The organism is Streptomyces sp. NPDC054047, from assembly GCF_055585065.1.
In genome coordinates this window covers 150,995-165,662 of sequence record NZ_JBVJKV010000007.1, presented here as the reverse complement: position 1 = coordinate 165,662, position 14,668 = coordinate 150,995, and the positions used below count along the sequence as shown (strand labels likewise).

The 14,668-nt window shown below is 71.1% G+C and carries 18 protein-coding genes; 9 read left to right on the top strand and 9 right to left on the bottom strand.

The annotated features are described in order from the left end of the window. Nucleotides 1-122: 122 nt before the first annotated feature. Nucleotides 123-1,754 carry a penicillin-binding transpeptidase domain-containing protein gene (locus tag ACZ6ZP_RS25285; RefSeq protein WP_383821691.1) on the top strand — a complete coding sequence of 544 codons (1,632 nt, stop codon included), beginning with the start codon at nucleotides 123-125 and terminating at the stop codon, nucleotides 1,752-1,754. Between the two features lie 31 nt (nucleotides 1,755-1,785). Here the strand turns inward: ACZ6ZP_RS25285 and ACZ6ZP_RS25280 are convergent, their stop codons facing one another. After that, nucleotides 1,786-2,472 (bottom strand): ribonuclease H family protein, encoded by a 687-nt coding sequence (locus tag ACZ6ZP_RS25280; RefSeq protein WP_351165730.1) that lies wholly within the window; start codon nucleotides 2,470-2,472, stop codon nucleotides 1,786-1,788. A gap of 67 nt (nucleotides 2,473-2,539) precedes the next feature. Continuing rightward, on the bottom strand, nucleotides 2,540-3,160 hold the full coding sequence (locus tag ACZ6ZP_RS25275) for an acyl-CoA-like ligand-binding transcription factor (RefSeq protein ID WP_361467609.1): 621 nt from the start codon (nucleotides 3,158-3,160) through the stop codon (nucleotides 2,540-2,542). Nucleotides 3,161-3,233: 73 nt separating this feature from the next. Between ACZ6ZP_RS25275 and ACZ6ZP_RS25270 the strand changes: the two genes are divergently transcribed. Beyond that, on the top strand, nucleotides 3,234-4,172 hold the full coding sequence (locus tag ACZ6ZP_RS25270) for an oxidoreductase (protein ID WP_469408489.1): 939 nt from the start codon (nucleotides 3,234-3,236) through the stop codon (nucleotides 4,170-4,172). A 10-nt stretch (nucleotides 4,173-4,182) separates the two neighbouring features. Here ACZ6ZP_RS25270 and ACZ6ZP_RS25265 read toward each other — a convergent pair whose 3' ends face one another. Both ACZ6ZP_RS25265 and ACZ6ZP_RS25260 read right to left on the bottom strand, forming a co-directional pair. Then, a complete protein-coding gene (locus ACZ6ZP_RS25265) occupies nucleotides 4,183-5,142 on the bottom strand; it encodes a GNAT family N-acetyltransferase (protein WP_366464448.1) in 960 nt (319 codons plus the stop codon). 94 nt (nucleotides 5,143-5,236) lie between these two features. Then, nucleotides 5,237-5,746, bottom strand: a complete 510-nt coding sequence (locus ACZ6ZP_RS25260; protein WP_469408671.1) for a GNAT family N-acetyltransferase — start codon at nucleotides 5,744-5,746, stop codon at nucleotides 5,237-5,239. Nucleotides 5,747-6,122: 376 nt separating this feature from the next. On the opposite strand from ACZ6ZP_RS25260, the gene ACZ6ZP_RS25255 reads away from it, so the two are divergent. Together ACZ6ZP_RS25255 and ACZ6ZP_RS25250 are read left to right on the top strand one after the other, a co-directional pair. Continuing rightward, complete coding sequence (locus tag ACZ6ZP_RS25255) at nucleotides 6,123-6,704, top strand: dihydrofolate reductase family protein (protein WP_469408487.1); 582 nt, start codon at nucleotides 6,123-6,125, stop codon at nucleotides 6,702-6,704. A gap of 87 nt (nucleotides 6,705-6,791) precedes the next feature. Continuing rightward, the gene (locus tag ACZ6ZP_RS25250; RefSeq protein WP_351169271.1) at nucleotides 6,792-7,226 is read left to right on the top strand and encodes an STAS domain-containing protein; all 435 of its coding nucleotides are present in this window, start codon (nucleotides 6,792-6,794) and stop codon (nucleotides 7,224-7,226) included. A 31-nt stretch (nucleotides 7,227-7,257) separates the two neighbouring features. Here the strand turns inward: ACZ6ZP_RS25250 and ACZ6ZP_RS25245 are convergent, their stop codons facing one another. After that, on the bottom strand, nucleotides 7,258-7,854 hold the full coding sequence (locus tag ACZ6ZP_RS25245) for a TetR/AcrR family transcriptional regulator (RefSeq protein ID WP_351169274.1): 597 nt from the start codon (nucleotides 7,852-7,854) through the stop codon (nucleotides 7,258-7,260). Between the two features lie 69 nt (nucleotides 7,855-7,923). On the opposite strand from ACZ6ZP_RS25245, the gene ACZ6ZP_RS25240 reads away from it, so the two are divergent. Next, nucleotides 7,924-8,946: an NAD(P)-dependent oxidoreductase gene (locus tag ACZ6ZP_RS25240; protein ID WP_383825912.1), complete on the top strand. Its 1,023-nt coding sequence runs from the start codon at nucleotides 7,924-7,926 to the stop codon at nucleotides 8,944-8,946. On the opposite strand, the gene ACZ6ZP_RS25235 is transcribed toward ACZ6ZP_RS25240, so the two are convergent. Then, nucleotides 8,916-9,242: a putative quinol monooxygenase gene (locus tag ACZ6ZP_RS25235; protein WP_366465192.1), complete on the bottom strand. Its 327-nt coding sequence runs from the start codon at nucleotides 9,240-9,242 to the stop codon at nucleotides 8,916-8,918. The genes ACZ6ZP_RS25240 and ACZ6ZP_RS25235 overlap by 31 nt on opposite strands. A 138-nt stretch (nucleotides 9,243-9,380) precedes the next feature. Between ACZ6ZP_RS25235 and ACZ6ZP_RS25230 the strand changes: the two genes are divergently transcribed. From ACZ6ZP_RS25230 to ACZ6ZP_RS25220, 3 genes are all read left to right on the top strand, one after another. Further along, nucleotides 9,381-9,710: an ArsR/SmtB family transcription factor gene (locus tag ACZ6ZP_RS25230; RefSeq protein ID WP_351169283.1), complete on the top strand. Its 330-nt coding sequence runs from the start codon at nucleotides 9,381-9,383 to the stop codon at nucleotides 9,708-9,710. A 35-nt stretch (nucleotides 9,711-9,745) separates the two neighbouring features. Continuing rightward, on the top strand, nucleotides 9,746-10,345 hold the full coding sequence (locus tag ACZ6ZP_RS25225) for a GNAT family N-acetyltransferase (RefSeq protein WP_366465191.1): 600 nt from the start codon (nucleotides 9,746-9,748) through the stop codon (nucleotides 10,343-10,345). 87 nt (nucleotides 10,346-10,432) lie between these two features. Further along, entirely contained in the window at nucleotides 10,433-10,924 is a 492-nt protein-coding gene (locus ACZ6ZP_RS25220; RefSeq protein ID WP_469408484.1) for a hypothetical protein, read from the top strand. Between the two features lie 57 nt (nucleotides 10,925-10,981). Here ACZ6ZP_RS25220 and ACZ6ZP_RS25215 read toward each other — a convergent pair whose 3' ends face one another. The 3 genes from ACZ6ZP_RS25215 to ACZ6ZP_RS25205 all read right to left on the bottom strand — a co-directional run bounded on the left by ACZ6ZP_RS25215 (nucleotide 10,982) and on the right by ACZ6ZP_RS25205 (nucleotide 13,922). Next, nucleotides 10,982-11,896, bottom strand: coding sequence for a hypothetical protein (locus tag ACZ6ZP_RS25215; RefSeq protein WP_469408483.1), 915 nt, complete (start codon nucleotides 11,894-11,896; stop codon nucleotides 10,982-10,984). Nucleotides 11,897-12,162: 266 nt separating this feature from the next. Continuing rightward, a complete protein-coding gene (locus ACZ6ZP_RS25210) occupies nucleotides 12,163-13,431 on the bottom strand; it encodes an aspartate aminotransferase type Ic (protein WP_399981780.1) in 1,269 nt (422 codons plus the stop codon). A 146-nt stretch (nucleotides 13,432-13,577) separates the two neighbouring features. Then, the gene (locus tag ACZ6ZP_RS25205) at nucleotides 13,578-13,922 is read right to left on the bottom strand and encodes a hypothetical protein (RefSeq protein WP_351169298.1); all 345 of its coding nucleotides are present in this window, start codon (nucleotides 13,920-13,922) and stop codon (nucleotides 13,578-13,580) included. Between the two features lie 223 nt (nucleotides 13,923-14,145). Between ACZ6ZP_RS25205 and ACZ6ZP_RS25200 the strand changes: the two genes are divergently transcribed. After that, complete coding sequence (locus ACZ6ZP_RS25200; RefSeq protein WP_351169301.1) at nucleotides 14,146-14,574, top strand: MarR family winged helix-turn-helix transcriptional regulator; 429 nt, start codon at nucleotides 14,146-14,148, stop codon at nucleotides 14,572-14,574. Nucleotides 14,575-14,668 lie beyond the last annotated feature (94 nt).

Below are 14,668 nucleotides of genomic sequence, written 5' to 3'. Positions count from 1 at the left end.
CTCGCCCCGGCGGCGTACCGAACCGGCCGCGCAGAGCCGCAGCGGTCCTCGCCGCGCCCATCGCACCCCTTTCCCGAACGCTCCCGCTGCCCGCAGCGAGAAGCCAGCCCAAGGAGCCCTTGATGACGGATGTCGCACCGCTGACCAGACCCGGCCACAGACCCGCCAGGAAGGGACCCCGCGTGGTGATCGCGGCGGGGCTGACGCTCGCGCTCGCCGCGGGCATCGGCTACGCCGCGGAGCTGGGCCCCTTCGACCCCGGGCCCTCGACACCCGACCCGGAGGCGGCGAAGCAGGCGCGCGCCTTCCTGGCCGACTGGGAGGCGGGCCGCATGGCGCAGGCGGCGGCGCTGACCTCAAGTCCCGAGCAGGCGGAGCGTGTTCTGAACAGCTTCACCGCCGGGCTCGACATCCGTAAGCCGACCCTGACGCCGGGGGCGACGAAGGCCGGTGAGGACGGCACCGTGACGGTGGCCTTCACCGCCAAGATGCCGGTGACCGATCTGGGCACCTGGACGTACGGCTCCGCCGTGCCGCTGCGCAAGCAGGACGACGGTGCCTGGAAGGTGGACTGGGCGCTGTCCCTGGTGCACCCGAAGCTGAGCAGCACGGAGAAGTTCCGTCTGGAGCGGGAGGACTCGGCCGGGCCCACGATCACGGACCGCGACGGGAGCGACCTGTCGGCCGAGAAGCACCCCTCCCTCGGCCCGCTCCTCCCTCAGATCGCCGGGGGCAGCGGCGCCGGTCCGCGCGGCGCGGTCCGGCGCGTCGACCGGGCCACCGGTGACATCAAGGGCACGGAGGCCTCCTTCGGCAAGAAGTCCGACCGTCCCGCCGACCGGCCCGTGGCCACCACCCTCGACGCCACCTGGCAGTCCGCCGCGGAGAAGGCCCTTGCCGCCGAGGCCGACGGCAAGGACGCCGCGCTCGTGGCCCTGCGGATCGACGACGGGGAGATCCTGGCGGTGGCCAACTCCCCCTCCTCCGGGTTCAACCGCGCCGTCTCGGGCACCTACGCGCCAGGCTCCACCTGGAAGATCGTCACCACCAGCGCGCTGCTGCTCAAGGACGCGGTCGCACCCGGTGACGTCGTGGACTGCCCCCAGTACCTCACCGTCGGCAAGCGGTTCCAGAACGTCGAGACCTCCGAGTACCGGGGTGCCACCTTCCGCAAGGACTTCACCGCCTCGTGCAACACCGCGTTCATCAGCCTGCGCGACAAGGTCGACGACCGGGAACTGGGTGACGTCGCCGGCAAGTACTTCGGGGTCGGCCAGAAGTGGAACGTCGGCATTCCCTCGTACGACGGGTCGGTTCCGGTCCCCCGCGACCAGACCGAGAAGGCCGCCTCGATGATCGGGCAGGGCCGGGTGCAGGCCAACCCGCTGATCATGGCGTCCGTCACGGCGACGGCGGTGTCCGGCACCTTCCACCAGCCCACCCTCACCGGCGCCGCCGAGGACTCGACCACCACCACGCCGCTGCCGGGCGAAGTCGTCGAGCAGCTGCGCGAGTTGATGCGCGCCACGGTCACCGAGGGCACGGCCACGGTCCTGTCCGATCTGCCCGGCGAGGTCGGGGCGAAGACCGGCACCGCCGAGGTCTCCGAGGACGCCCCCAACAACGGCTGGTTCGTCGCCCACCGCGGCAATGTCGCCGTGGCCTGCGTCGTCGAGAAGGGCGTCACCGGTGGCGCCTCCGCCGGTCCCGTCGTCCGCAGCCTCCTGGACGCCGTACCCGACGATCCCTCCTGACCGGCCGCCGACCCGACAGCCGGGCGGGGTCTCAGGCCTCGCGGCACTCCACGTGACCCCAGCCGTGCGGGTTCTTCGCGATCTTCTCTCCGGCCGCGTAGGGCTTCTGGCAGTGGCAGCGGCCGGGGAACTTGGCCTTGATGACGGCGCCCGAAGTGCTCTTGCCCGTCCGCGCCGCGGGGGTCTTGCGCGACTTGGCGGCGGGAGAGGACGTCATGCGCTCGGGCCGCGGCTCGGGGATCACGGACGCCCCGTGGACGGTTCCGGCGGGCTCCTGCGTCGTCGCGGCGTCACTGGCCGCGACATCGGCGATCGCGTTGAGGTGATCGCCGTCCACCTGGTGGGCGGCGACGTGCCGGAAGGTCACCGGACGGCCTTGCAGGAGCGCGTCGATGCGTACGACGAGTTCCTTGTTGGCGACCGGCTTCTTCGAAGCGGTCATCCATCCGTTGCGCTTCCAGGACGCGATCCACTTGGTGACCGCGTTCATCGCGTACTGGCTGTCCATGCGGACCTCCAGCGGCACCGCCGGGTCGGTGGACTCCAACAGCTCGGCCAGCGCGGTCAGTTCGGCCACGTTGTTCGTGGCGTGGCCCAGCGGTCCCGCCTCCCACCGCTGCGGGCGCTCGTCGGAATCGGCGACCACCCAGGCCCAGGCGGCAGGCCCGGGGTTCTTCTTCGCGGCTCCGTCACAGGCGGCGATGATCAAGTCAGACATCCCTCGATGATGCCAGTCCGCGGGCGCCTCGCAGGCCACCGCCCCTCCGGCACCGTCCCCCCGGGGCCTACGATCCGTCGGCGTCGAGCGCCGGGGCGATGACCGCGAAGGCCCGGTCGGCCAGCTCGGCGGGGTCCTCGGCGCCGTCGCTGTCGCTCCACCGCTGCAGCACGGAATCGAAGGCGGCCAACGCCATCCCGGCGGCCAGCCGCGGGTAGAGGTCCACGCCCGCGTCGCGCCCCAGGCGCCGTGCCACCTCCCCCGTCAGGTCGTCGCTCCACTGGGCCTGGCGCTCCAGGAAGCGTGCGCGCAGGGCCGGGGTGCGCAGAATCAGCCGCACCACGGGCAGCACCCGCTCGGAGTGGTCGCCGCAGGCGGCCAGGGGAACCCATACGGCGTGCCGCAGCGCCACGGAGGGCGACTCGTCGGCGGGGCGAGCGGCCAGCTCCGTATGGATGCCGACGCCCATGTCGGCCAGGAACTGGACGACCACGTCCTCCTTGGACGCGAAGTACCGGAAGAACGTCCGCCGGGAGACCCCGGCGGAGGTCACGATCTCGTCGATGGTGACCGCGTCGAACCCCTTCCGGGCCAGGAGTTGCAGCGCCGCTTCGGTCAACTCGTTCGAGACGAGCTGCCGTTTGCGCTCGGCCATGCTCACTGCGGGGTGGGAACTCACCCGGCCCATGGTACACGCGATGCCCTTGATGGCACTCAGGACCCTCTTGACACTGAGTGCCACGAACGACAACATGTGCCGCATGACGCAGCAACAGCGCTGGACAGCCGAGCAGATACCGGACCAGACCGACCGGGTGTTCGTCGTCACCGGAGCCAACAGCGGCCTCGGTCTGGCGACCACCCGGGCCCTCGCCCGGCGGGGCGGGCACGTGATCCTCGCGGTGCGCGACGAGGAGAGGGGCCACCGGGCGGTCGCGGAGATCACCGCCCACCACCCGGACGCGAGCCTGGAAGTGCGCCGTCTCGACCTGGCCGACCTCGACTCGGTCCGCGACTTCGCCGATCGACTGCACGCCGACCGTCCACGCCTCGACGTGCTCATCAACAACGCGGGCGTGATGGCACCGCCGCGCACGCTCAGCGCGCAGGGCCACGAGCTCCAGTTCGCCTGCAACCACCTCGGCCACTTCGCGCTCACCGGCCTGCTGCTCGATCTGCTGGCGGCAGGGAGCAACCCCCGGGTGGTGACGGTGAGTTCGATCAACCACCGGCAGGGGCGCATCCGCTTCGACGACCTGACCGGCGAGCGCGCCTACAAGCCCATGGGCTTCTACAACCAGTCCAAGCTCGCCAACGCCGTCTTCGGCCAGGAGCTCCACCGCCGGCTGAGCGAGTCCACGAGCCCGGTGCGCAGCGTGCTGGCCCACCCCGGCTACACCGCCACCAACCTCCAGACGAGCGCCCCGATCGGCCTGTATCAGGTGCTGTTCGGCCGCATCGGCAACCCGCTGTTCGCCCAGCGCCCCGCCGAAGGCGCGCTGCCCCAGCTGTACGCGGCGACCGATCCGACGGTGGAGAGCGGCCAGTTCATCGGTCCGGGCGGCCTGGCCGAGCTGCGCGGCGCGCCCACGCGCGTACAGCCGGCCCCCTCGGCGGCGGACCCCGCGACGGGCCGCCGCCTGTGGGAGCTGTCGGAGCGCCTCACCGACGTACGGTTCGCGTTCCCGGCGGCCGTCTGACGGCGCTCCGTCAGCGCGCGACGGGGCGGGTCAACTCCCAGGTGTCGACGGCGAAGTCCAGGGACAGGCCATGGCGTTCGTACAGGGCGAGGGCGCCGGTGCTGTTGTCGGTGTCCACGCCGAGGCCGATCCGGTCGCGGCCCAGCGCCGCGTAGTGACCGAAGGCATGGCGCAGGAGGTAGCTGCCCAGGCCCTTGTTCCGGGCCTGGCGCAGCACCCCGAGATGTCCGATCCAGGCCATCGAGGTGCGGTCGTTCTGGGTGTGCAGCACCGCCACGTCCCCCAGACCCTCGACCTGGGCGATCCACATCAGCGACCAGTCGACACGCTCGGCGTCGAGGTCGTCCAGCCACTGCTCGTACGTCCGCGGGTGGAAGTCGAAGTGGTCGACGAAGCTGTCCTGCAACAGGGCGTGGGCGCGACGGCGGTCCGACTCGGCCAGACAGGGACGCAGCGTCACACCGGCCGGCGGCTCCGGCAGCCGGTCCGCGTCGGCGGACAGGTCACGGGCCATCGAGTTGTAGCGGCGGACCGGCGTCCAGCCCCGTCCGCGCAGCGCGCGCAGGTCCACGGTGGGGGCGATGTTCAGGTGCAGGTGCACCACCGCCCGGTCCGCCCCGTTGGCGGCGGCCCGCTCCGCGGTGCGCGCCTCCGACAGGTCGAACAGATACTGCGAGGCCTGGGGCCGATCGGGCAGCGCGTAGTACTCCATGTCGATCCGCTCACCGCCTGACTCGTCCCACACCAGGCCGTACGCGATCAACCGCCCGTCCTCGAACAGCAGCCAGGAGTCGTGCTCCAGGTCCACTTCAGGATGTTTCAAGTCGGCCTGGATCTCGGAGAGTTCGGTGTCGGCGCGACCGATCTCCAACAGGTCGATCTCGTTGAGCAGCGCGCACACCGCCGCCGCGTCGTCGAACGTCGCAGGGCGCACGGTCAGGCCCGGCGGGAGAGTGGCGTGGGTGGTCATGAACCCACTCTCCGGTGCCTGGAGTCCGGCCGCAACGGACTTTTTCGCGGGCCGTGCCGGGGCCGTGGCGGCCCCGGCACGGCGGTCCGCGGCCTTAGATCCCGAACGGCGCGGCGTAGCGCACCATGCCGCTGGGCAGCGGATGACCGGCGTCGAGGGCGAGGGCCATCATGGCCTCGTCCGGGACGTCGATGCTGATGCCGATGCCGTACGTCGAGGCCCGGGTGAAGCCGAATCGCGGGTAGTACGCCGGGTGCCCGAGGACGGTGACGAAGCGCTCGCCCCTGTCCTTGGCGGCGTCCAGCGCGGCCCGGATGGCCGCGGAGCCCACACCGGTCTTCTGGTACGCGGGCAGTACGGCGACGGGGGCCAGGCACAGCGCCGGGGTGTCCCCGATGTGGCAGCGGGTCAGCAGCGCGTGGCCGACGAGCTTGCCGTCCTGGTCGGTGGTGACGACGGACAGCCCGTCGATCCACGCGGTGTCGGCGCGCAGGGCGTCGACGAGGTCGGCCTCCGAGGGCGTGTCGAACGCGGCGACGACGATGTCACGGATGGCGGGGATGTCGGCGCCGGTCTCGGCGCGCGTCATCCAGGTGTTGCTCATGGCGTTGCTCTTGGTGTCGCTCATGATGGACGGAGATCCGTTTCATGGTGGGTTCGTGTGGACGGTGCCCCGCGAGCTCACGCTCCCAGCGAGGGCGATCCGGCTGAGGTCAGGCCACGACCCGGGACGTGAGGGTGGTCCGGGCGGTGCGCATGGCAGTGGCCTTGAGCGCGGTCATCAGCCCCAACTCCCTACATCCTCGACACGGGATCACACACGAACGCCAATGATCTTACCATCCGGGCCTGGTCGACCGCTTCGGGCCCGTAGCCGACCCGACGGAGGCCGCCCGCGGCACGCCGACGACAGCCACCGATGATTCTCGACGCGCACCTCGGTCACCAAGGGTGGGACGCCCACTCATCGGAGGCACGGCATGCGCACGCTCGCGATCACCGAGAACATCACCGTCGACGGTTCCATCGAGATGCTCACCGACTGGTTCGATCCGCAGGGCCAGGGCGACGTGGACATGGCCGACCTCCTGGAGGAGAACCACCGGCAGGACAGCCGGGCCGATGCCCTGCTGCTCGGCCGGCAGACCTTCGAGGACTTTCGCGGCTACTGGCCGCAGCAGACCGACGACACCACCGGCATCACCGACTACCTCAACAAGGTGCACAAGTACGTGGTGTCCACCACCCTGACGGACCCGCGGTGGGCCAACTCGACCGTGCTCGCGGGCGACGCCATCGAGGAGGTGTCCGCGCTCAAGGCGCGGAGCGGCAAGGACATCGTGCTCACCGGGAGCATCACGTTGGCGCACACGCTGATCGCGGCGGGACTGGTGGACGAGTACCGCTTCTTCGTCTACCCCGTGGTCCAGGGCCGCGGCCGCTGCCCCTTCCCCCAGGGCTACGCCATTCCGCGACTGCGGCTCGTCGAATCGAAGGCCTTCCGCAGCGGGATCACGCTGCAGCGCTATGTCCCTCTCCGCGATGGGGGCACAGAGGCGTAGGGAGAGATGGACGGGGGACCCGGGAGCCGGGCAATGCGTGCTCCGACTTGCCCACGGGCTTCCGTACGACGACCACATGGAGGCGCGATGTCGACGCCGACCCATCGCCTCATCATCCACGAGCTCACGCGGTGCGAGGAGTGTGCCGTACTGCGTGTGAGCGGTGAACTCGACCGGGCGGGCGAGAAGTTCTTTCTGCGCATGCTGGGCGCTTCCGTCATGGCGGGTCACCGACATCTCGTGCTCGATGTGACGGCGCTGGTGTTCTGCGATTCCCGTGGGCTCAACTGCCTGCTCGGGGTGCGGTGGTTGCTGCGGCGCCGCGAGGGTCAGCTCCTGCTGGCGGGGGCCGGCCGCCATCTCGTCGAACTCCTGACCCTGACCGGCAGCACGGAGATCTTCCCCCGCTACCTCACCGTGGGTCAGGCCCTGCTGGCCCTGCCGCCGTCCCATCGCCCCATCTGGCCACCCGTGTCTTCGCCCGTCCCGGACGGCGCACCGAGCGACGCCCCGTCAGGATGACGGCGGCCTCGGTTCGGCCCGCCGGGGGCGGTCAGTCGGCCGCGCGCACCGCGGCGTCGAGCAGGGGGCCGAGCTCCTGGGCCACGGCCGTCAGGGGCCGGACGTCCCGCTCGGCGCGGGCCATCAGGATCGCTCCCTCCAGGGCGCTGATCATGAGCGTGGCGAGCGCTTCGGCCCGTGCCTCCGGGACGCCCATGTCCGCCAGGGCTCGGGCCACCGAGCCGCTCCAGGTGGTGAAAGCGGCGGACGCGGCTTCTCGTGTGGAGACGGTGGACTCCGCGCAGTCCACCGTGGCGGCGGCGACGGGGCAGCCGCCCGCGAACCCGGCGGCCCGATACTCGTCGGTCCACTGGCGCACCATCTCGGCGAACAGCCCGCCGGGCGTCGGCTCGGGCAGGGCGGCGACGATGCGACCGACACGCCTGCTCGCGTAGCGGCCCGCCCAGCCCACGGCCTCGTTGACCAACTCCTCCTTGCCGCCGGGGAAGTGGTGCTGGAGCGAGCCGCGCGGCGCCTGCGCGTGGGCGGCGACGTCACGCATACCGGTGGCGGCGACGCCGTCGCGCCGGATGAGCTGGGCCCCGCTGAAGACCATGCGCTCGCGCGGCCCTCGCCCGGATGCCGCCATGTCCGTCCTCCAGCGTCCCGTCAGGCTTCCAGCAAGCACTGACACTCACTCTATGACGGCGGTCATAGAGTGCACTACTATGACCGCCGTCATAGTCAGCGACGACGGCGACCTCGGCGGAGACAAGCGGGCACCTCCGCGCGGGCCGGAAAAGGGCGGTGCGCGATGCACACAGGCTTCGTCGGCCTCGGCGTCATGGGCCAACCCATGGCGCTCAACCTGGCCCGCGGCGGGACACCCCTCCTCGTCTGGAACCGCACCCCGGCCCGCTGCGAACCCCTGCGCGCCGCAGGAGCCGACGTCGCGGCGAGCCCCGCGGAGGTCTTCGAGCGGGCCGACGTCGTGATCCTCATGCTGGCCGACGAGACCGCCGTCGACACGGTCCTGGGGCGCGGGACCCCGGACTTCGCGGGGCGCGTCGCCGGACACGTCGTCGTCCACATGGGCACGACCTCACCGGAGTACTCGGCCGGCCTTCAGGACGACATCCGGGCCGCGGGCGGGCGCTACGCCGAGGCACCCGTGTCCGGCTCCCGAGTCCCGGCGGAGCAGGGGCAGTTGGTGGCGATGCTGGCCGGTGACGCGGATGCCGTGGAGGCCGCGCGGCCCCTGCTCTCCCCCATGTGCCGGGAGACGTTCGACTGCGGCCCCGTCCCCGACGCCCTGCTGATGAAGCTCTCGGTGAACCTGTTCCTGATCACGCTGGTCACCGGCCTGACCGAGGCCTTCCATTTCGCCGACCGGCACGGGCTCGACCGAAGCCGGTTCCTCGACGTCCTGGACGCGGGGCCGATGGCCAGCTCCGTATCCCGCGTCAAGGCGCCGAAGCTGCTCGCCCGCGACTTCGCCGTCCAGGCGGCGGCCAAGGACGTACTGAAGAACAACCAGTTGATCGCGGAAGCCGCCCGCAAGGCGGGGCTCGCGTCCCCGCTCCTCGACATCTGCCACACCCTCTTCGACGAGACGGTGACGCGGGGCCACGGCGGCGAGGACATGGTGGCCGTACTGCGCGCACTGGAGGCCCGCACCGACGGCGCACACCGCCAGGCCCCGGCCCGCACTCAGGCGCCGACGGCCGACCGGAACCGATAGGGGCTGTGCATGGTCAGGAACCGAATATCGAGGTCGGACTCCAGGTAGTCCATCCGCCGCTCCCAGAAGGCCCGCATGTGCGGGAGGGCCAGGTGGGCGTCGAGGTCGGCCTGGGAGCGCCAGGCCTCGTAGAAGACGAAGACGCCGGGCTCGTCCCGGTCTTCGTGAAAGTGGTACTCCAGGCAGCCGGACTCCCGCCGCGTCGGCTCGACGAACGACAGCAGGAGCTTTTTCAGTTCGGCGGCGCGTTCGGGCTTGGGGCGGGCGGTGCCGACGAGCGTGAACGGCTGATCCATGAAGGCTCTCTCCTCAGACGGATGTCTCGACCGGGGCGGCACCCCGGTCACTAGGTACGACGAATCTCGTACCTATATGCGGGACGCTAGCGAGCCCGGAGGTACGATGCAAGTCATACCTGAAGGGAGGCGTCCGGAATGCCCGACGACGAAGGACACCCGACCGTCGAAGAGATGCGGCTCGGACCGGTGCTCGCCGCACTGGCGGATCCGCTGCGCCGCCGCGTGGTGCGCGAGCTGGCGACCGCACCCGACGGCACCGCGCGCACGTGCAGCTCGTTCGAGCTGCCGGTCTCCAAGGCGACCGTCACGCACCACTTCCGCGCGCTGCGCGAGGCCGGACTGATCCAGCAGGTCGCCCGCGGCAACAGCCGGATGGCCACCCTGCGCCGGGCAGATCTGGAGCGGCGGTTCCCCGGGCTCCTGGGGATCGTGGCGGCAGAGCCGGGACCTGGGGAAATGCCGTAGTGCCCCGGAACGACGGTCCCGTAAGGTGCCGCTTCATGAACCAGGATTCCCGCGCCGCCGTCCGTCCGATACGTGCCGACGAGTGGCCCAAGGTGAAGGAGCTGCGGCTCTCGGCACTGCAGGACCCCTCAGCTTCGATCGCGTTTCTCGAGACGTACGAGAAGGCCGCCGCGGAGCCGGACTCCTTCTGGCAAGGCCGGGCCAAGGGGGCGGCCGACGGAGATCGGGTACGCCAGTTCGTGGCCGAGGACCGGGACGGGACCTGGACCGGCTCGGTGACCGTGCTGATCGAAGAGCCGGGCAGCGACGACGTGTTCGGCGGACCGATCGAGCAGCGCCAGGCCCACGTGGTCGGTGTCTTCGTACGCCCCGAGTACCGAGGAAGCGGTGTGATCGACGCGCTCTTCCAGGCGGCCGTCGGATGGGCGTGGTCGGTGACGGACGTGGCGCGGGTGCGCCTGTACGTGCACGAGGACAACGCGCGGGCGCAGAGCTTCTACCGACGCTACGGATTCGTGCGCTCCGGCGTAACCGCCCCCATGAAGGGCGACCCCTCCAAGATCGAGCACGAGATGATCCTCACGACGCCCGAGGCACGGCCCGACACGACCCAGAACTCCCCGGCCAGGCCCTAGTTCGCTCGCGTGCGCCGGCGCGCAGGGTTTTGAGGCGGTCGTGGAAGAGCGCATAGGCCGAGGCCGCGCGAGAGATGAGATGCCCTGATGACCGTCTTCCGGTGCCGTGGCTGCCGCCGTGCGGTGACGGGTGCGGTCAGTGAGCGGGCCCTGCCGAACCCGGATGTGGACGCGGAGTGGTACCGGCCGGAGGCTTCAGCCGCGGACGCCGGTGGTCACGTCGCTCGACCCGTCGTGCGGATGGCGCCGGGAACCTTCGCGGTCGACCCCGATCCGTCCGGCCCGCCGTACGTCATGGATGAGTCGCTCGGCCTGCTGGTGGAGTCAGGACCGAGCGGCACCGTCGTCCTCAACTCCAGTGACGGTCTCGGGCTGGAAGAACACCCCGACATCACCCTGCGTCGCGGGTTCTGCTGCGGGATGGACGGCGAGTACGGTCCCAATCTGGTGTGCACATGCGGCGCGGTCATCGCCACCCTCTATGCGGACTGCTACCAAGTGCAGGAGCTGCGGCTGCGGCCCGGCGCCGTCGAGCGCAGCGACCGGTCGCCGGAGCCGCCCCCGCGTCAGCTCCGCTGACGGGTCTGAGCAGCGGAGGGCAAGCCTCGGGTTCGCCGCCCGCCGTCCGCCGTTGGTTCAGTTGCGGATGCGGACGCCGTGGCGGGTGCGCATGCGGTGAAGTTCCCACAGGGCCACCGCCGTTACGGACACCGGGCCGCCGAGCACCGCGCACCACTGCGCGGCCGGCGGGCCGTACGGCAGACCGCCTTCCAGCGCGACGCTGCACAGCAACAGTTCCCAGACGAGTACGACGGTGAGCGCGGCCGGGAGCGCGGCGTGCACGTTGGACGTGTTGAACGCGTAGCGGGCCGCGTAGGCGGAGGCGAAGAGAAGGAAAGGCAGCAGCCAGAGGAGGCCGATGAGCAGCGCGAGCGCCATCAGGCCGTTGGCGAGCGTGCCGTAGTTCTGCTTCAGGAGCACGGCACTGCCTGCGAGTACGAGTCCCACGCCCACCAGGATGCCGACGTACCAGCCCACGGCCTTGAGCGGCGCGCGCAGCCGGGAGCGCAGTACGCGCCGCTGCTCGGCGGGCGCGTAGCGGATGAAGCCGAGGACGACCAGTGGCCCGGTGAAGATGAGCAGCAGCGGGGCGAGGATCAGCTTCACCACTCCGTCGTTGGCGACTCCGCTCCAGCCGTCCTCCGCACCGTAGGTGTAGATCAGGAGGAGCGTGGCGATCGCTCCGGCCATCGCGCGCCCCAGCTGCACCTTCGTCACGAGGGGGTCCGCGACGCGGCCGGCGCCGGGCTGGTTGAAGATCGCCTCGGCGCGGCGGCGGGCGGAGCGGATCAGCGGGATGAGCGGCGAGACGAAGAGGAACGCGACGAGGGAACGCCGCCGCCGGACGGGCTGCGGCGGATGCGGGTACGGATACGGCTGGGGGGCCGGAGGCGGGTACGGGCCTGGCTGCGGCGGGCCGTACGGCTGTGGGCCGCCTCCCTGCGGTGAGCCGTTGCCTGGTCCCCAGCCCTGATATCCCCCGTGTGCCACGGCTCCCCCTTGCCTCCTGCGACGCTTCCGAGCGCGCGCAGTTTACAAGCCGGAGCGGGAAGGCCGTCACCTGCGCGGAAGCGCGGGAGCGTGAACGTGTGGCAGAGGTCGGTCAGTTGCTCTGATGCGCGGCATAGGCGGAAATGGGGGGTGGCGTCGGTCGCCGCCGCGGACGGCCAGTTCGACTTCCAGCCCCTGCTTCCGTCCGCCCGCAGTCCGTCGGGGCGACCGGGGAGTCATCCCCGGTCGCCCCGACGTCGGACGACCTAGCCGACCCGCTGCTCGTACCCCACGAGCCGTACGCACGCGGCGAGTCCCGCGATGGCCTGCTCCAGCTCGGCCAGGCTCGGGTAGCTGGGCGCGATGCGGATGGTGGCGTCGCGCGGGTCGTCACCGTGCGGGTGAGTGGCGCCTGCCGGGGTCAGGACGATGCCCGCCTCGGCGGCACGGCGCACGACCTCCTTGGCGCCGCCGTCGGTCAGTTCGAGGGTGACGAAGTAGCCGCCCTTGGGGTCGGTCCAGCGGGCGAGGCCGGTGCCGCCGAGCTCCGCCTCCAGAATCCGGGCCACCGCCTCGAACTTCGGCTGCAGCAGGGCACGCTGGCGCTCCATGTGGGCGCGCACCCCGTCGGCGTCCCGCAGGAACATCACGTGCCGCAGCTGGTTGATCTTGTCCGGGCCGATCGACCGCTTGGCGTTCTTGGCGAGCAGCCACTTCAGGTTCGCGGGCGACGAGCCGAAGAAGGCGACGCCCGCGCCCGCCGCGGTGATCTTCGAGGTGGAGCCGAAGACGAAGACGCGGTCCGCGTTCCCGGCGTCCGCGCAGGCGGTCAGCAGGTCGGCGATCTCGACGGGCTCGTCGGTGAGGTGGTGGGCGGCGTACGCGTTGTCCCAGAAGATCCGGAAGTCGGGCGCGGCGGCCTGCATCGAGGCGAGGCGGGCGACGGTCTCATCGCTGTAGGAGACGCCGTCGGGGTTGCTGTACTTCGGGACGCACCAGATGCCCTTGACCGTCGGGTCCTCGGCGATGAGCCGCTCCACGACGTCCATGTCCGGGCCGTCGGCGGTCATCGGCACCGGGATCATGTCGATCCCGAAGCGCTCACAGAGCCCGAAATGCCGGTCGTATCCGGGGACGGGGCACAGGAACGCGATCCGCTCCTGGTCCACCCAGCGCGACTCGGCACCCGGCACCACGCTCAGCAGCGCGTGCACCAGGCAGTCGTGCATCAGCTCGAGGCTGGAGTTGCCGAGCGCGAGGAGCTGCCCGGCAGGCACCTGGAGCACGTCCGCGAAGATCTCCCGGAGCTCCACCAGACCCTGCAGGCCGCCGTAGTTGCGTACGTCCGTGCCGTCGGCGGAGGTGTGCCGCCCGCCCGGCAGGCTCAGCAGGTCCTCGGAGAGGTCGAGCTGCTCCGGCGACGGCTTGCCGCGCGTGAGGTCGAGCGAGAGCCCGCGCCCTGCGAGGTCCTGGTAGTCCTGGCGGGCCCGCTCAAGGAGCCCGGTCGAGGAGTCGGGGCTCAGCTCGGTGGTCATGGTGTGTCCTTACGTTGTCGGCGCTGCCGGGGCCTGTGAGCTGCCTCGGCCGGCGACGGGGGCATCGGCACTGCCTGCCGAGGATACAAAGCGATGGCCTGCCCATGGCCGGGCAGGTGGCGCTCGTCACCCTTGGCAAGAACGACCTACAGGACCGACCACGCCCACACGACCAACACCGCCGGCACCAGGACGGCCACCGCGCCGAGCGTGACCCCGGCCCACGCCGGGCGGCGATCGGCCGTCTCGTCGCCCCGCATGTCGCGCAGGACACCGACGCCGGAGACGATCGCGCAGACCCCCGCGGGAACGATGGCGTACACGGGGAAGAAGCGGATCCAGGGCGAGACGGACGACGGCAGCCAGGGGCATCCGAACAGTGCGACGGCGACGGCCCCGAGGACCAGCGACGCCGTGCCCGGGCGCCTCCTCCAGGGCTGGGGCGTCATCACCTGGGGCACCGGTGTCGTGGTCTGCCGCGTGGGGATCATGGTCGGAGGCTAAGGGCGGGCGGCGGCCCCTGCGTGGGGGCCGCTACTCAGCGGCTGGTCGGGGGCTACTCATATGCGGGTGAGTAGCCGCCGCTCGTATGCGGGTGAGTAGCCGCCGACCAGCGGCGCGCTCCTGGTTCCGCGTCGCCCTACATTCATGCACGAGCAAGGGCTGTACGTGCATCTATCATGGATCCGTCGAACCGAGACGCGGAGTTGAGACATGGCCCACAGCGACTCTGAACGCTGGTCCCACCTGGTGACCCTGCACGGCCGCGTCGAGCAGCACCTGACCGAGGTCCTGCACCGTCGCTGCGCGCTGAGCCTGCGGGAGTACCGCACCCTCAGCCTCCTGACCGCGGCCCCCGAGGGCGAGCTGCGGATGCAGGAGCTCGCCGACGCGGTCGGCCTGGACCAGAGCTCGGCGTCCCGCCTCGCCGGCCGGCTCGAACGGGCCGAGCTCGCCGAACGCTGCCACTGCCCCGGCGACCGCCGCGGCGTCTTCCTGGGGATCACCAAGTCCGGACGGGAGCGCCAGGCCCAGACGCAGCCGATCTACGAGGCCGCCTTGAGCGAGGCCCTGGACGAGGCGGCCTCCGCCACCGACCCCGCCCTGGCCACGCTGACCAGCAGCCTGCGCGCCTCCGCCTGACCTGACCCGAGCCCCTCCCGCCACACTCCCTCCCCTGCTGACAGATCACCGGCAGCCTGACTAGTATTTGCATGCACCTACATTCTTTGTAGGT